Genomic DNA, 14,646 nt, shown 5'->3' on the forward strand with positions numbered 1-14,646 from the left:
AGCGCAGTGAGTTACCCTATACGCAACTTAGGTATATTTAAGTTTTCCAATATTAAATAGGAGGCAAAAGAGCAGGTTTACGGATTGTATTTACTGCAAACGCACGGATTATTTTGTGCGGATGTGGCCCAAAAACTCGTTGCGGTACTGGTCCTGCTCAAAGAGGCCGGAATATTCCGCCGTAATGGTGCTGCTGCTCACATCGTTTACGCCGCGGCTCATCACGCACAGGTGGTCTGCCTCGATCAGCACCGCCACGTTGTCGGTCTTCAGGGCCTGCTTCAGCTCGTTGGCTATCTGCATGGTCAGGCGCTCCTGCACCTGCGGGCGGCGGGCAAAGTAATGCACAATGCGGTTCAGCTTTGATAAGCCAATTACGTGCTCGTTCGGAATATAGGCCACATGCGCCTTGCCAATAATCGGCACAAAGTGGTGCTCGCAGGAAGAGTACACGGTAATATTGCGCTCCACCAGCATCTTGTTATACTTGTATTTGTTCTCGAAGCGGCGCGCGTAGGGCTTGTTGTCGGGGTGCAGGCCGTGGAAAATCTCTTTCACGTACATTTTGGCAACGCGCGCCGGCGTGCCTTTCAGGCTGTCGTCGGTCAGGTCGAGGCCCAGGGCATGCATAATGCCGTGGAAGTGCTGCTCGATGATGGCAATCTTCTCGTCGTCAGATAAATCAAAGGCATCGGGGCGCAGGGGCGTGTCCAGTGAGCTCATCACGTGGTCGTCCATGGCTTCTTCTTTGTCCAGGTCGTGGTTATCCATTATATTCCACAAAGTTTCTTTCTGTTTCATACAGTGTTACTGCTAATTCGTAGTCGGTGCTGATCTTTGCGCGAAGTTTCTCCCAGACAACCATGGCGATGTTTTCGGCGGTGGGGTTCAGGTTGCTGAATTCCTCAGTGTCGAGGTTCAGGTTCCTGTGGTCAAACTTATTCGTCACCTCCTGCTTTACCAGGTCACTCAACTTTTTCATGTCGTACACATAGCCGGTGTCGGGGTCCACGGTGCCCGTCAGCTTCACGATCAGCTCATAGTTGTGGCCGTGGTAGTTCGGGTTGTTGCACAGGCCGAAAACGGCTTTGTTCTGCTCCTCTGTCCAGACGGGGTTGTGTAACCTGTGGGCGGCGTTGAAATGCTCCTTCCGGCAAATGGTTATTCTCATAGAGTTTTTCAACAGGAATGATAGGCAAATGTTTCGCGCAGGATAAGCAGATCAGCTGCGAATGCTACAAGTTTGTAAAGTTACGGTAGTCCGTTCGATTCCCAAACCAAATTCAGGCTAAATTAATTCGTTCGCCTTAGTTCTTTCTCCGCTTGATTCTTTATTTTCGTGCAATCAAGTCAAACAGAAAAGTACAATTAACAAAGGCCGTATGAAAGGATTTATACTTGCAGTATGCTTACTGATAGCAGGTGTTACGCAGGCACAATCGGTGCAGGTGGTGGAGAACGAAAAAGAGGTGAACGGCGTGTTACGGCGCGGGCAGCAGCTGTCGGTGCAGCTCGACCCGAAGACGGTGGAGAAAACCTGGAAAGACTACCTGGGCAAAAAAGCAGGCCGTGTAAAGACCAGCAAAGGCGTGATGACCGTGGAGGGCGCTGTGATCGATACCATTTCCAGGCAGCCGCTACGCCTTACGTCCGTAACAGGCAGTGATGCACAGGGCAGCTACGTGTGGTGGAACCTGGACATGGGAACGGATTATATCACCAAGGAGAGCACACCACAGGAGTATGCCGCAGCCGAAAAGTTTATGCGCGGCTTTGCCCGGCAACTGTACCGCAACGATGTGTTCCGTCAGATAAACGAAGCCGAGGAGGTGCTGAAGGCCACTAAAAACGAGCAGGACCGGGTGGTGAAGGAGGCAAACAGCATCCAGCTAAGTATAGAGAAGAACAAGGAGCGCCGCAAAGAGCTGGAGGCCGAACTGGTGCGCAACGCCGAAGACCTGAAGAAGCTGGAGGAGAGCGTGCAGCACAACATCAAGCAGCAGGAAGCCAGCCGCCAGCGCGTGCAGGACATGCAGAAAGCCGTGGAAGCCGTACGGGCGAAGCTGCTGGAAATAAAGTAACATCCCTCGTATAGCGAAGTATAAAAGCAAAAGCTCCCGCCGCAGTAAATGCGGCGGGAGTTTTTCTTTTAAGAGTTTTACCGGTAAAAATCGTTTTGAAGTACGGTGGCGGTGTTGTAGCTGCCGTGCTGCTCTATGGTGCTGGCGTGACCATTGCCGCTGTTGCCATACTGCTGGGTATCGGCCGCGTTGTTGTTGCCATTCTGGATTGTCAGGTTCTGATGATTGCTTCTGTATAACCAGGAGCCGCCGCTTTGCACAGAGATAGCGCTGTTATTGTTCCCGTGTTGGTATATCTCTGAAGTATTGCCAACACTAATCTGGAGTTGGTAGCCCGAATTGTTATCCCCGGTTGCTTGTGCAATGGAGGTATTATTTATACTACGCGTCATCTGGTCCTGCTCGTGCATGTTTCCTGTTCCTGCCTGCTCTATCACAGCTACCAGATTACCAGTGCGCTGAGCTTGTATGGCCGTGTTGTTATCGCCTGTCTGTCTGGCTATGGCAGAGTTTCTGAAACCGTTTTGCTCCTGGCTTGCTATGTTCCCGTTGCCCTGCTGAATAGCCACGGCTTCATTGCCGCTGCTTAACGTCTGGTACTGCGAGGCAGAGTTTCTTGTTCCGGACTGATCTATGACGGCATTGCTCTGCACCACATCCACCTGGCGCTGTTGGGCCGAATTGCCGGTTCCGTCTTGCGTGATGCTGGCGTCATTCTCCAGCGATCGCAGCAATTGTATCTGCAGGGCACTGTTGGCATCTCCAGACTGGGCAATAACTGCTGTGTTGCCAACAGACCAAAGCGACTGCCTCTGCTCAGCGTTGTTCTGATGCCCTGCCTGGCTGATGGTGGCATGATTTTGTGTAGTGGGGGCTGATGGGCCATATTCCTCTGTTTGCTGGATGGAGGCCACGTTAGCACTGCCGCTCTGGTTTGTGGCGGCTACATTCAACTGACCTTCCTGGCGCACATTAGATTCGTTGTGCTGCGCAGAGGCAGATCCCCAGCAAAGTGCAAGGGCGCTTGCCATTAGTAAATTTGTTTTCATAAGCTGTAAACGTAGTAAGAGATGTGTATGTAGATAAGTATGAATTACCTACATATATTTCTATTATAATGTTGCAGCTAAATGCCTGCTGCCACAGCTGTTTTGAGTGCCGCTAATTTGCTTGCAGCGCCAGGTGGCTGGGTTATGGTAAAGAAAGCAACTGAAGCAGCTTATAAGTATAAAAGCAGGTCAGGGTATAAACCCTGACCTGCTTTTAAGCAATGTTATTTTATTGTAAAGAGACGGCGGCTACAGCTTCATCCAGCGCTGGATCTCCTTCTCTGCAAACTTCTCGTCACGCCAGCCTACAAAACGAGTGCCGGAAGCTCTATGGAAATTATCGAACCAGATCTGTAGTATGGCTTTGGCCGGCGCAAAGTCTTTGCTGAAGGCGGCGTATGAGGTGGCATCCAACTGGCGCTCGCTTGGGCGCGCCGGTACCGCCACCACCACGTGGCGCAACTCGCCCGCATTCTCCAACTGCATCAGGCCAATCGGAATTATCTCTTCTGTGGCGCCAGGTTCCATGCGTTCTGCCAGCACCAGCACTTCCAGCCCTTTGCCGCCCTTTTCTATCTCTGTGGAGGGAATAAACCCCAGGTTTGCCGGGTAAGGCAGGAACCCCACCTGGCGCGCCAGCCCTGCTTCCTTATCAGGAACAAACGCCTTCTCCTCCTTGTCATACACCAGCTTGTGTGTGTTGCCTGCGGGTGTTTCAATCACGGCCTGGAGTTGCTTGTTGCCATTGTAGGTGGGCAGCGCAGTATAGTCTGTCTGGCAGGAGAGGAGCAGGGCCAGCAGGGGCAGCAAAAGGGAAGTATAGCGTTTCATGTGCGTAGGTGCTTTTGGAGTATACACAATGCAAGTTAGCAGCTGAAGCAGTAGCTGCTAAACGAAAGGTATAAAAAAAGGAGCCAACAGGTTGGCTCCTTTTTCTTACTAGAAATATGGGAAACTTATGAAAACAGGTATCCTTATCTTCTTTCTTTGATACGAGCGGCTTTGCCCTGCAGACCTCTCAGGTAGTAGAGTCTTGCTCTTCTCACTTTACCCTTGCGCACCAGTTCGATCTTCTCGATAGATGGAGACAAAAGTGGGAAGATACGCTCTAATCCGATTTGGTTAGATACTTTTCTTACAGTGAAAGTTTCACCGTTTGTGTTCACGTTCTTACGCTGGATCACAACGCCCTGGAACTGCTGCACACGCTCCTTGTTACCCTCACGGATTTTCACGTGTATGTTTACTGTATCGCCAGCCTGAAACACTGGAAAAGAGGTGCGTCTGTCAGCAGAATCCTGCTCGATAAATTTAATTAATTCGCTCATGATGGCTATGTTCTTAAAGTATCTCCTTCAAATTTCGGACTGCAAAGATATGTAAATAATTATTACATAGGAACCTTTGCAGAAAAAAAGTATAAAATTAACAGCCACTTTTTTAGCGCTTTACGCAAAGTGGCCTTTGTTCATGTTCTCCAGCCAGGGCTGGTTTTGCTTACTCGCCCAAAAGGTCGGGTCTGCGTTGCCGTGTGCGTTCCACTGCCTGCTCAAACCGCCATGCCTCTATCTTCGGGCTATCACCTGACATCAGAATGTCCGGCACTTTCATTCCTTTGTATTCGGCAGGGCGGGTGTACACTGGCGGGGCCAGCAATCCATCCTGAAAAGAATCCGTCAGGGCCGAAGACTCGTCGTTCAGCACACCCGGTATGATCCGGATAATGGCATCAGCCAATACCGCGGCACCAAGCTCACCGCCCGAAAGCACATAGTCGCCGATGCTTACCTCGTGTGTCACAAACCGCTGCCGTACGCGTTCATCAACGCCTTTGTAGTGGCCGCAAAGTATAATCACGTTCTGCAACAGCGAGAATTGGTTCGCGATCGTCTGGTTCAGGGTTTTACCGTCCGGCGTCATGTAGATGATGGCATCATACGTTCGCTCGGCCTGCAAGGCAGAAATGCACTTGTCAATCGGTTCCACCATCATTACCATGCCGGCACCGCCACCAAAAGCGTAATCGTCTATCTGTCCATACTTATTGATGGCATACTTGCGCAGGTCGTGCAGGTGAATCTCCACCAAACCTTTTTGCTGCGCGCGTTTTACGATAGAATGGCTAAAGGGGCTCTCCAGCAGGTCGGGCTGGCAACTGATAATATCGAAGCGCATTACTTTTCCTCCTCCCCGGACTCGTCCAGATCGTCGGCTTCGTTCGGGTTTGATGGCTCTGTGTACACCTCGAGCAGGCCTTCCGGCATGTTCACGTGGAGTACTTTTGCCTCATGGTCGGCACGCACAAACACCTCGTCTATCACCGGCACCAGCATTTCCTGGTCCAAGTACACCATCACCATCAGCTGTTGCTGCGGTAGATCGTAGAACTCTTTCACAATGCCCAACGGGCCGTGCTGAGCATCCACCACCTGGTAGCCCACTACCTCATGAAAGTAAAACTGGCCCTCTTCCAGCTCCGGGAGCTCGTTGAGTGGCAGGTAAATAGAAGTGCCGCGCAGTGTCTCCGCCTGTTCAATGGATTTTACATCCTCAAACTTAATGATGAAGCGGCCTTTGTTCTGCGGCTCAATAGATTCTATAAAAAAAGGAATCAGTCTTCCCTTTTGCTCCAGGAAAACTGATTCCAAATCTTCATAATCTTCAGGAAAGTCTACGTCGAAAAACGCAGCTACCTGCCCCTTGGTACCATGGGTCTTGACGATATAGCCTAATAGAAAGCAGTCATCAACATGCATGGCACCCGGAAATTAAGCTTGCTCTTCTGTAGACGCGTCACCTTCAGCAGCGGCCTCAGGAGCCTCTTCTGCAGGAGCAGGAGCGTTCGCAGCAGCCTCAGCGGCGGCCTTGTCAGCCTCACGCTGGCGGATAGCCTCAGCACGCGCTTCTTTCACTTTTGTCTCAGCCTCAAGAGCCGCTTTACGCTTGGCATCTTTGTCAGTGCCAACTTGCTGGCGCTTGGCTTCAACTTTAGCTTCTTTGGTCTCTTTCCACTCGTTGAAGCGCTGATCAGCAACTTCCTGAGTAACGGCGCCTTTGTTCACACCAATTTGCAGGTGCTTTCTGAACAGGATGCCACGGTAAGAAAGCATTGCCTTAACGGTATCGGTTGGCTGCGCGCCGTTCATTACCCACTCAAATGCCTTGTCTTCGTTGAAGTCGATAGACGCAGGGTTTGTGTTTGGGTTGTAGGTGCCCAGTTTCTCGATGAACTTACCATCTCGTGGTGCTCTAGCATCGGCTACTACGATATCGTAGATAGCGGCTTTCTTGCGGCCTCTGCGGGCCAATCTGATTTTTACTGCCATTTTCTAAATGTGTTTTAAAAGTCGGCGGATCTCGTCCACCAGTTTAGAACCGCAAAGGTATTAATTATTTCCTGATAATCTAACCCCTTCACCCAAATTATAAGTGGTTGAAAGTCAAAATAAAGTATGGCCACAAAAAAGCCCTCCGTTGCGGGAGGGCTTTGCTATACTTAGGCCGCAGCCTTTGTTCTGTTTTTTACCTTTTCCTTTACCGGCTTCAGCTTAATGATGCTTAGCTTGTCCAGGGTCCAGATAACCGGGTATGTCGGGTCCACTTCCCACCACTTCACCCCAAAGTTCACGCGGTTGGGCAGCTTGTGGTGGTTGTTCTGGAACAACTCACCGCCTGTCAGGAAGTCAAAGAAAAGCGAGTTCTTAGACCTGTCGTTGTTGTCGAAGTTCTGGTAGCCGTACTTGTGCCCGCTCCAGTTCACGATCGCGCCGTGCACCGGTCCCATCAAAAAGTGGAAAGGAAGCAGCAGGAACATCCACCATTGCGTGGCGAAGGCGATGTAGAACAGCACGTAAGCCACGCCCCAGCCAACGCGGGAGTAATAGGAATCACCGATTCTCTCCAGTGCAGGCCATACCGGGTAGTCGCCATCAAAACGACGCTCGGGCTCCACACGATTCTTGTGCACATCGTTGTAAATCTCCTTTGTCTTCCACATCATCGTGAAAGCGTTGTTGGAGAAGTGCGGCGAGTGCGGATCTTTCTCAGTATCGGAGAAAGCGTGGTGCATGCGGTGCAAAATAGCGTAGGCGCGCGGCGACAGGAAGGAAGAGCCCTGTGCCATGTACGTCAGCAGGTAGAATGCTTTTTCCCAGAAAGCATTCATGGTGAACATTTTGTGGGCAGAATAACGGTGCAGGTAAAATGTCTGAACGAAGAGAGACAGGTACCAGTGCGCCAGGAAAAAAATGAGAATGGCCATTAACTTAACAGGTAAAAATAAAATTTCAATTTTTGTGCGGCAGGCTGAATGCCAGAACCATGCCATGCATTTTTGCAAATCTACAACACGAATCCAATGTAAAATAGCGAAGTGGCGCTAAAAGTTCAGAAAGTGATAACAATCATTTTTAGCTGCCTCCAGGATTAGCAGTATCCATCGCCGCAGGAGTCGCTAAGGGAGGCAGCACCGGCTTTCTCCCAGGATTCTTTTCCTTCTTTAAAGGCGAAGTAGGCAATTCCCAGTGAACCCAGAATATCAATGTACCCAATATGGAAAAGCTCGTAGAGCCCGCTTGCCACCAGCAGCAGGATGGAGAGGTAAAAACAGGCCTTGGTGCAGTTAGCATCTGCGATGATAGGAGCCGAGTTGAGTTTATGGCCGACGCTGAGTTTGTAGCGCATCAGGAAGAACATGGTGCAGATGGAGACGGCAGAAACAATAATGCCTGTAACTGTGGTTTCTGGGGCCGAACCCTCCATCAGGTTAAGTATAGCGCCTACCACTAAACCGGCTGTAAGGAGGTAAAAACTGGTGCCCGTTACCTGAAGCGCCCGCTTCTCAAACTTGCTTCGTTCGGTTAAGTCTTCGTGCTGCATGCGCCACACCATGTGCGCGATGCCTATACCTGAAATGACCTCTACAAAGCTGTCCAGCCCAAACCCCAGCAGCGAGAGCGTGTCGTCTTCCAGTCCAAAGTACACGGAAACAACACCTTCGGCCAGGTTGTACACGATGGTGATCATGCTAAGTATAAAGGCAGTTTTTAGCAGCTTGCCTGTGTTGTTTGCTGTTGCTTTGTTTTCCTGAATGGTTGCGCGTGAGATGTTTTCTTCGAAATTAGCCATACTCCTACAACGAAACTCACGGCTAAAAGGCTCCCCCACAAACTGCAGTTACCTGTATGGCGCCCATACAGAAGCAGCTGGCGGAGGGGCACTGACTATAACAGGCGTTTTGAGCGTAGGGTGGTCGAACTGTAGTTGGTAGGCGTGCAGGGCAATGCTTTTGTCGGGCAGCGGTTGGTCAGCGCCATACTTCAAATCGCCAAGTATAGGGCAGCGCATAGAGGAGAGCTGCACGCGAATCTGATGAGAGCGGCCGGTGATTGGGTTTACCTGTAGCAGGTGGTGGCCCTGCTGGGACCGGAGTAGTTTGTAGTGCAGTTCGGATCGTGCGCCTGCCTTGTTTTCTTTGGCGAAGGCTTTGGTGATGTTGCGTGTGGCGTCTTTTACCAGCCAGTGCACCAGCGTACCCTGTTCCTGCGCTGGCCTGTTCTGCACCACAGCCCAGTATGTTTTCTGCGTCTTTTTACTTCGGAAGAGTTCGTTGAGGCGGGCGAGGGCTTTAGATGTTTTAGCCAGTAGCACCACGCCGCTTACGGGCCTGTCGAGGCGGTGCACCACGCCCACAAACACATTACCGGGCTTATCATACTTTAACCGGATGTACTCCTTTGCCAAGTCAGCCAGTGTTATGTCGCCGGTTTCATCGCCATGCACCAGCAAGCCAGCTGGCTTGTTTACCACCAGTACATGGTTATCCTCAAACAAAACATCTAGCATCAAATTAGAAATTATGAATTAGAAATTATAAATGATGAATTAGTGGGAACAGAAGGTGCAGGCCTTGTTTCGTTCCCATTCATAATTCTTAATTCATCATTCATAATTCAATTTTAGTATGCTTCTTTCTCGTTGGGGAAGTCTTTGCTTTTTACGTCCTGCACGTAGTGTTGCACGGCTTCGGTCATGATGGTGTGCAGGTCGGCGTAGCGGCGCAGGAAACGCGGCTTAAACTCTTTGTTGATGCCGAGCATGTCATGGACCACCAGTACCTGCCCGTCAACGTCGGGGCCGGCTCCGATGCCGATTATTGGAATAGCAAGTGTTTCGGCGACGCGTTTTGCCAGTGCGGATGGGATCTTCTCCAGTACGATGGAAAAGCAGCCCAGTTCCTGCAGCAGCAGCGCATCGTCGATCAGCTTCTGCGCCTCCACTTCTTCTTTGGCACGCACAGAGTATGTGCCGAATTTGTAGATCGACTGCGGCGTCAGGCCCAGGTGGCCCATCACCGGTACGCCGGCGCTAAGTATGCGCGTCACGGATTCCTTTATTTCAGCCCCTCCTTCCAGCTTTATGCCATGCGCCCCGGACTCCTTCATGATTCGGATAGTAGAACGAAGTGCCTCAGAGGAGTTGCCCTGGTACGAGCCGAAGGGCAGGTCTACCACCACAAAGGCACGCTGCACACCTCTGATAACAGAGGAGGCGTGGTAAATCATCTGGTCCAGCGTGATGGGCAGCGTGGTTTCGTGGCCCGCCATTACGTTAGAGGCAGAGTCTCCCACCAGCAGCACATCCACACCGGCGGCATCCAGAATCGAGGCCATTGAGAAATCATAGGCCGTGAGCATCGAAATTTTCTCCCCGCGCTCTTTCATGTTCTGCAACTGGTGCGTGGTGATTTTCTTTATATCGTTTTTATGTATAGACATAGCAAGAAGGTGTGTTCAGGCGTAAAGCTATAAAATCTGAATTAAAAACAGCCACTATTTCGAGTGGCTGTTTTCTGGTTTAATATCCGAATGCGTTGTTTTTGCTGCGTTTGGTGAGCTTCAGGTCCTGCAGCAGCGACGACCTGGCGTTGATGGTGAGGTTATACCCGCGCAGCAGGCCAAACGGTGTCCAGCCGATGCTCATGTCCCAGCAGTGGAGGTCGCGGTAGATCTGCATGGTGGCGTAGGAAATATTGCCATTCGTAAAGTCGTACGTGCCGTTGTAGGTTACCTTCCACTTTTCCGTGATGTTCAGCGAGCCCTGCAGGCCCACTGTTTGAATCAGGTTGGTTTCGCCATTAACGCCAAAGCTGCGGCGGTGCGAAAGTGAGTAGTTCAGGCTTAGCGTCCACGGAATTTTGAAGTCGATGTACTCAGGCAGCAGCGGGTTTTCATCCGGTGTGAGAGCGGGCAGGTTAGCCGGCAGTGCTTCATCTGTTCGGAACGCCTCAGGGCTCAAACTGGCTGTCAGGTTCAGCGTGGCATCCGTTAGACGGGCCACACGCAGCCTACGTGCATCAAATACGTAGCGGTCGATGGCTCTGCCTGTGCTATCCACCTGGTAGGGGTCCAGCGTGGTGTTGAAGTTCAGGTTCACGATTTTGAACAGCTTGGTGCTCATTGAAATTCGGACAGGAGACAACTTCAAAGAGTCACGGGCAAAGTCGTAGGCGGAGTTGATGCGCAGCACGTCGATAATGCTCACCTTCTCGTACTTGGTGCCGGTAGAGTCGTTCTTTGACTTTACCTTCATCTCAATGTTGTTGTCTATGCCAAAGTTAAGCGCAGAGCTCAGGCCGGTTGGCGGCAGGTTCGATTCAAAGCGGCCCAGGTTGCGGTATTCCGCCCGATTTGTGCGGGTGTCCACGCCCACCAGGGTGCGCTGGTAGAAGCCAAACCTGGGGTCGGCAAAATCAGGGCGGTAGCTGTAGCTGATGTTCGGCCGGATGAGGTGGCGAATCGCCTCCACGCGCTTGCCCTTTACATACACGGTGCCATACACCGTGGTGCTCAGGCCGGCGCTGGCGCCATACTGGTAAACGCGGCCAAAGCCGGTGGTGTCCACGTCAACGCGCTGTGAGTCCGGGTCGAACCGGAAGGAGTACTTCTCGTCGAGCCAGGCCTCGCTGTAGTTAATGCTGGGCGAAAAGTTGAAGTACTTCAGGACTTTGTAATTGCCCAGGCCAATGCCGAATGAGTGAATGGCCGATTTCTCGCCGCTCTGCCACAGTTGGTTCAGGTTACGGAAGTTCAGGTCGATGGTATCGGCAGGGCTTGCCTCCAGCACCGGGAACTGGGAGGTATTGCGTGCCGGAACCACGTTGGTTACCCGGTTGGAGGCGCTCACGTTGTAGGTAAGCGTAAACTTCTCATACCACTTGTTGGTAGAGGGTACATCCGTAAAAAGATCAGAAAGCGCCACCTGCGACATGCTGAAGTTCAGATCGGGCAGCACAAACGTCATGTTGCCTGTTTCCGTTACCTGCGACTGCCTTGCCTTAATGGTGTAGCTGAACGGGGAGTTTGGTATTGTTTTCTGGTACGAGATGCTGGAGTTAAACGTAGGGGCCAGGTACTGTGCCGCGCCGTTAAAGTTAACGCGCTGGTGCAACTGGCTACCGGCGTCTATACTTGCCGTAAAGGTGCCGCGGCCCGGTTTGGTAACTGGCGTATGGTTCCACCTCACCCAGAAAGTACGCTGTGTCGGCGGCAGTTGGCTAAAGGCGTTGTCCGTAGAGCGTGACTCGGATGCAGCGATATCGGCTTCATCGTTCCTGAAATAATCATACGTGAACGAGAAGTTGCCGCGGTAGGAGTAGCGCTTGATGTAGTTGGTGCTCACGTCCATGTTATAGCCACCCAACGAGTAGATATCCCCGGTCAGGCGGGTGCCGATGTATTCGTTCCAGGCAAAATAATAGCCCCCATCATTCAGGAAAAAGCCACGGGAGTTCTCCCCGTAACTGGGCACGATCACACCGGAGGAACGCTTGCTCTTTGGCGTCGGGAAGAGACCAAACAAAAACCCTAGCGGCGTAGGAATGTCGCCTATCACGAGGTTAAACGGCCCCGTCATCACTTTGTCGTTCGGGATGGCCTTTATGCGTGGTGCACTGATGTAGAAGTGCGGGTGCTCCAGGTTACAGGTGGTATACTTGTTATGCAGCCCGTAAAATTCGTTCGCATCGTTGCGTTTTACCACCTCAGAGTGTATGTATCCCTCGCCCTGTTGCGTTACTACCTCAGAGATGCGGCCCTTCCGGGTTTTGTAGTTGTAGGCAATGCGTTTGGCCGCGTAGGTCTGTGCCCCCTGTGTAAATACGGGCGTGCCAATCTCTTTTCCGGTGGAGTCGGGCAGTGTGGCCGCGGTAAGTGTGTTTGTCTCGTAGTCGATCTCGATGTAGGCGGCTTTTAGGTTCATGTCGCCATATTCTATACTGGCGTCGCCGTACAGATGCACCACCTTCCGTTCTACTTCAAACAGGATGGAGTCTCTGGCAGCATATTTGATAGTGGTCGCAATGTCGCCTTTGGGAGCCGTCAGGCTGAGCGAGTCCTGCCCTGTCACTTCGGCTGTATCGAGCGGTACAGCAGTGGGAGCGGGGATAATCTGGCCAGCCACCAGCGTTGGAAAGAAGCTGCTGAGTTGCAGCAGCAGGAAAAGGATTAATAAGTGGCGCAAATCTTCAGAATTCCCTAAAAGTTTACTTTATTTGTACAAAGTTATTGTTTAACTTTTAACTAACGAGCGTTGTGAAAAATATTGTTATTGTTTCTGTTCTGGCATTTGTTTTTTTGCTGTGCTCCTCGAATACGCTTGACTTCAAAAAAGAATACAAGCTGCGTACTGTAGTGATTGATGCGGGCCACGGGGGGAAGGATGTAGGGTGTAACGGCAGGATGTCGCACGAGGCTGATGTGGCCCTGAGCCTTGCCAAGCAGGTGGGCGCCCTGATTGAGCAGAACGTGCCAGGGGTGAAAGTGGTGTATACCCGAAAGGACGATACCTTTGTGGAACTGATAGACCGCGCCGGTATTGCCAACAAGAACAACGCCGACCTCTTCATCTCTATTCACTTAAACGCAGGCCCTGCCGCCGCTTACGGCACCGAGACCTACACCATGGGGCTCCATACTTCAAACGGAAACCTGAACGTGGCCAAAAGGGAGAACTCTGTAATCCTGCAGGAAGAGAACTATGAGGCCAACTACAACGGCTTCGACCCGAACTCCCCACAGAGCCATATTTTGTTTGCCCTGCACCAGAGTGCCTACATCGACAACAGCCTGCGCTTTGCTGAAAAAGTGGAACGCGAGTTCAGCACAAAGGCAGGCCGCAAGAGCCGCGGCGTAAAGCAGGCGGGCTTTTTGGTGCTGTGGAAGTCGTACATGCCTAGCGTGCTGATTGAGTGCGGCTTTCTGACTAACCCTACCGAAGAAAAATTTCTTAACGATAAAACGGGGCAGTCGTATATTGCATCAGGTATATATCGAGCCTTCAAAGAATACAAGCAGGAGCTCGAGGCCATGAACTAAAGAGCTAAGCACACCCACGTGAGAATATCCAAAGAAGTTAAAGTTGCGTTACTAGGCATTGTCGCACTTGTCATATTGTATTTCGGTTTCATGTTCCTGAAAGGGTCAGATATCTTCTCTGACTCGAATAAGTACTATGTGGAGTATGCCAATGTAGATGGCCTGGTGCCTTCAAACCCTGTTATTCTGAACGGGATACAGGTTGGCTCTGTGCAGGGCATGGAGCTTCTCACCGAGCAGGGCAACCGGATCAGGGTAGAGATTGGGGTGCTGAAGGATATTGATGTGGGCGACTCCACCATTGCAGCCCTCGGCAACTCTGACCTACTCGGCAGCAAAGCCATTACGCTGCACCTGGGCAACAGTACCACCCTCTACAAAGGCGGTGAAAAGCTTATTCCCTACAACGCGAGCAGCATCACCGACATCATCTCAAATAAAACGGTTCCTATCATCGACAAGGTGGACACCACGCTTGCCCGCGTAAACCGCCTACTGGATAGCGAAGCGAAGGACAACCTGCAGAACATCCTGGCTAACACCGAGGCGACCACCGAAGCCATCAACCGGATACTGCGCGCCAACCAGGAGAATATCAACCAGATTACGAGTAACATAAGTTCGTTAACCACCTCGCTCCGCGAAACACAGCGCCACATCAACCACCTGGCTCAAAACATGTCTGAGATTACAGATACGCTAAAGCGAGCAGAGATAAATCAACTGGTGCGAAACGCAAACCAGGCAGTAACGGAACTGGAGGCCGCGGCCACCAAACTCAACTCAGGCCAGGGCTCTTTGGGCAGGCTGATGAACGACGAGCAGCTCTATGAGAACCTGAACCGCTCCACCGAATCCCTGAATCTGTTGCTGCGCGATGTGCAGGCCTACCCGAAGCGCTATGTGAACTTCTCCGTGTTTGGCCGAAAAGACAAGTATAAAGTAGACGAGACAGGCCGTGTGATCACGCTGGAGGAGGTAAAGGAGATGCAGGAGGATAATGCCGCCGAATTCCGTACGGTGCCGGACACAGTATATGTGCCTGTTCCTGCTAAAAATACGGTTCCGGGGGCTGCCATTGTGCCAGCCAAAACGGATAGCGTTAAATCAAACTAAGACGCAATGTTAAAAATTGTATATTTG

16 protein-coding genes are annotated in these 14,646 nt (G+C 51.5%); 3 read left to right on the forward strand and 13 right to left on the reverse strand.

Features of this window, described 5'->3' with window-relative positions:
- Nucleotides 1–108: 108 nt before the first annotated feature.
- Entirely contained in the window at nucleotides 109–801 is a 693-nt protein-coding gene (gene folE, locus A0W33_RS11925) for a GTP cyclohydrolase I FolE (protein ID WP_229802167.1), read from the reverse strand.
- On the reverse strand, nucleotides 764–1,171 hold the full coding sequence (locus A0W33_RS11930; protein ID WP_068838346.1) for a 6-pyruvoyl trahydropterin synthase family protein: 408 nt from the start codon (nucleotides 1,169–1,171) through the stop codon (nucleotides 764–766). The genes folE and A0W33_RS11930 overlap by 38 nt, the downstream gene beginning before the upstream one ends.
- A gap of 211 nt (nucleotides 1,172–1,382) precedes the next feature.
- Between A0W33_RS11930 and A0W33_RS11935 the strand changes: the two genes are divergently transcribed.
- The gene (locus tag A0W33_RS11935) at nucleotides 1,383–2,081 is read left to right on the forward strand and encodes a DNA repair ATPase (RefSeq protein WP_068838347.1); all 699 of its coding nucleotides are present in this window, start codon (nucleotides 1,383–1,385) and stop codon (nucleotides 2,079–2,081) included.
- A 77-nt stretch (nucleotides 2,082–2,158) separates the two neighbouring features.
- Here A0W33_RS11935 and A0W33_RS11940 read toward each other — a convergent pair whose 3' ends face one another.
- The 11 genes from A0W33_RS11940 to A0W33_RS11990 all read right to left on the reverse strand — a co-directional run bounded on the left by A0W33_RS11940 (nucleotide 2,159) and on the right by A0W33_RS11990 (nucleotide 12,649).
- Nucleotides 2,159–3,130: a hypothetical protein gene (locus A0W33_RS11940; protein WP_139237174.1), complete on the reverse strand. Its 972-nt coding sequence runs from the start codon at nucleotides 3,128–3,130 to the stop codon at nucleotides 2,159–2,161.
- A 249-nt stretch (nucleotides 3,131–3,379) separates the two neighbouring features.
- Entirely contained in the window at nucleotides 3,380–3,961 is a 582-nt protein-coding gene (locus A0W33_RS11945) for an inorganic diphosphatase (protein ID WP_068840092.1), read from the reverse strand.
- Between the two features lie 143 nt (nucleotides 3,962–4,104).
- Nucleotides 4,105–4,458 carry a 50S ribosomal protein L19 gene (gene rplS / locus A0W33_RS11950; protein ID WP_068838349.1) on the reverse strand — a complete coding sequence of 118 codons (354 nt, stop codon included), beginning with the start codon at nucleotides 4,456–4,458 and terminating at the stop codon, nucleotides 4,105–4,107.
- A 169-nt stretch (nucleotides 4,459–4,627) separates the two neighbouring features.
- Nucleotides 4,628–5,305: a tRNA (guanosine(37)-N1)-methyltransferase TrmD gene (gene trmD, locus A0W33_RS11955; RefSeq protein ID WP_068838350.1), complete on the reverse strand. Its 678-nt coding sequence runs from the start codon at nucleotides 5,303–5,305 to the stop codon at nucleotides 4,628–4,630.
- Nucleotides 5,305–5,886: a ribosome maturation factor RimM gene (gene rimM, locus A0W33_RS11960; protein ID WP_068838351.1), complete on the reverse strand. Its 582-nt coding sequence runs from the start codon at nucleotides 5,884–5,886 to the stop codon at nucleotides 5,305–5,307. Before rimM ends, trmD begins: the two co-directional genes overlap by 1 nt.
- A gap of 12 nt (nucleotides 5,887–5,898) precedes the next feature.
- A complete protein-coding gene (locus tag A0W33_RS11965; RefSeq protein ID WP_068838352.1) occupies nucleotides 5,899–6,456 on the reverse strand; it encodes a 30S ribosomal protein S16 in 558 nt (185 codons plus the stop codon).
- A 170-nt stretch (nucleotides 6,457–6,626) separates the two neighbouring features.
- Complete coding sequence (locus A0W33_RS11970; RefSeq protein ID WP_068838353.1) at nucleotides 6,627–7,391, reverse strand: acyl-CoA desaturase; 765 nt, start codon at nucleotides 7,389–7,391, stop codon at nucleotides 6,627–6,629.
- A 164-nt stretch (nucleotides 7,392–7,555) separates the two neighbouring features.
- A complete protein-coding gene (locus A0W33_RS11975; protein ID WP_082815217.1) occupies nucleotides 7,556–8,257 on the reverse strand; it encodes a cation transporter in 702 nt (233 codons plus the stop codon).
- 48 nt (nucleotides 8,258–8,305) lie between these two features.
- Complete coding sequence (locus A0W33_RS11980) at nucleotides 8,306–8,974, reverse strand: RluA family pseudouridine synthase (RefSeq protein ID WP_068838354.1); 669 nt, start codon at nucleotides 8,972–8,974, stop codon at nucleotides 8,306–8,308.
- 113 nt (nucleotides 8,975–9,087) lie between these two features.
- Entirely contained in the window at nucleotides 9,088–9,906 is an 819-nt protein-coding gene (gene panB / locus A0W33_RS11985; protein ID WP_068838355.1) for a 3-methyl-2-oxobutanoate hydroxymethyltransferase, read from the reverse strand.
- Nucleotides 9,907–9,985: 79 nt separating this feature from the next.
- Nucleotides 9,986–12,649, reverse strand: a complete 2,664-nt coding sequence (locus tag A0W33_RS11990) for a putative LPS assembly protein LptD (protein ID WP_068838356.1) — start codon at nucleotides 12,647–12,649, stop codon at nucleotides 9,986–9,988.
- A 71-nt stretch (nucleotides 12,650–12,720) separates the two neighbouring features.
- Between A0W33_RS11990 and A0W33_RS11995 the strand changes: the two genes are divergently transcribed.
- Nucleotides 12,721–13,503, forward strand: coding sequence for an N-acetylmuramoyl-L-alanine amidase family protein (locus A0W33_RS11995; RefSeq protein ID WP_068838357.1), 783 nt, complete (start codon nucleotides 12,721–12,723; stop codon nucleotides 13,501–13,503).
- A gap of 18 nt (nucleotides 13,504–13,521) precedes the next feature.
- Nucleotides 13,522–14,619, forward strand: a complete 1,098-nt coding sequence (locus A0W33_RS12000) for an MlaD family protein (protein ID WP_068838358.1) — start codon at nucleotides 13,522–13,524, stop codon at nucleotides 14,617–14,619.
- Nucleotides 14,620–14,646 lie beyond the last annotated feature (27 nt).

Origin of the sequence: Pontibacter akesuensis, assembly GCF_001611675.1 — a bacterium.
Lineage (GTDB): Bacteria > Bacteroidota > Bacteroidia > Cytophagales > Hymenobacteraceae > Pontibacter > Pontibacter akesuensis.

Excerpts from the sequence above, each read along its gene's own strand:
- folE (WP_229802167.1), bottom strand. The coding sequence starts at position 801 with ATGAAACAGAAAGAAACTTTGTGGAATATAATGGATAACCACGACCTG.
- A0W33_RS11930 (WP_068838346.1), bottom strand. The coding sequence starts at position 1,171 with ATGAGAATAACCATTTGCCGGAAGGAGCATTTCAACGCCGCCCACAGG.
- A0W33_RS11935 (WP_068838347.1), top strand. The coding sequence starts at position 1,383 with ATGAAAGGATTTATACTTGCAGTATGCTTACTGATAGCAGGTGTTACG.
- A0W33_RS11940 (WP_139237174.1), bottom strand. The coding sequence starts at position 3,130 with ATGAAAACAAATTTACTAATGGCAAGCGCCCTTGCACTTTGCTGGGGA.
- A0W33_RS11945 (WP_068840092.1), bottom strand. The coding sequence starts at position 3,961 with ATGAAACGCTATACTTCCCTTTTGCTGCCCCTGCTGGCCCTGCTCCTC.
- rplS (WP_068838349.1), bottom strand. The coding sequence starts at position 4,458 with ATGAGCGAATTAATTAAATTTATCGAGCAGGATTCTGCTGACAGACGC.
- trmD (WP_068838350.1), bottom strand. The coding sequence starts at position 5,305 with ATGCGCTTCGATATTATCAGTTGCCAGCCCGACCTGCTGGAGAGCCCC.
- rimM (WP_068838351.1), bottom strand. The coding sequence starts at position 5,886 with ATGCATGTTGATGACTGCTTTCTATTAGGCTATATCGTCAAGACCCAT.
- A0W33_RS11965 (WP_068838352.1), bottom strand. The coding sequence starts at position 6,456 with ATGGCAGTAAAAATCAGATTGGCCCGCAGAGGCCGCAAGAAAGCCGCT.
- A0W33_RS11970 (WP_068838353.1), bottom strand. The coding sequence starts at position 7,391 with ATGGCCATTCTCATTTTTTTCCTGGCGCACTGGTACCTGTCTCTCTTC.
- A0W33_RS11975 (WP_082815217.1), bottom strand. The coding sequence starts at position 8,257 with ATGGCTAATTTCGAAGAAAACATCTCACGCGCAACCATTCAGGAAAAC.
- A0W33_RS11980 (WP_068838354.1), bottom strand. The coding sequence starts at position 8,974 with ATGCTAGATGTTTTGTTTGAGGATAACCATGTACTGGTGGTAAACAAG.
- panB (WP_068838355.1), bottom strand. The coding sequence starts at position 9,906 with ATGTCTATACATAAAAACGATATAAAGAAAATCACCACGCACCAGTTG.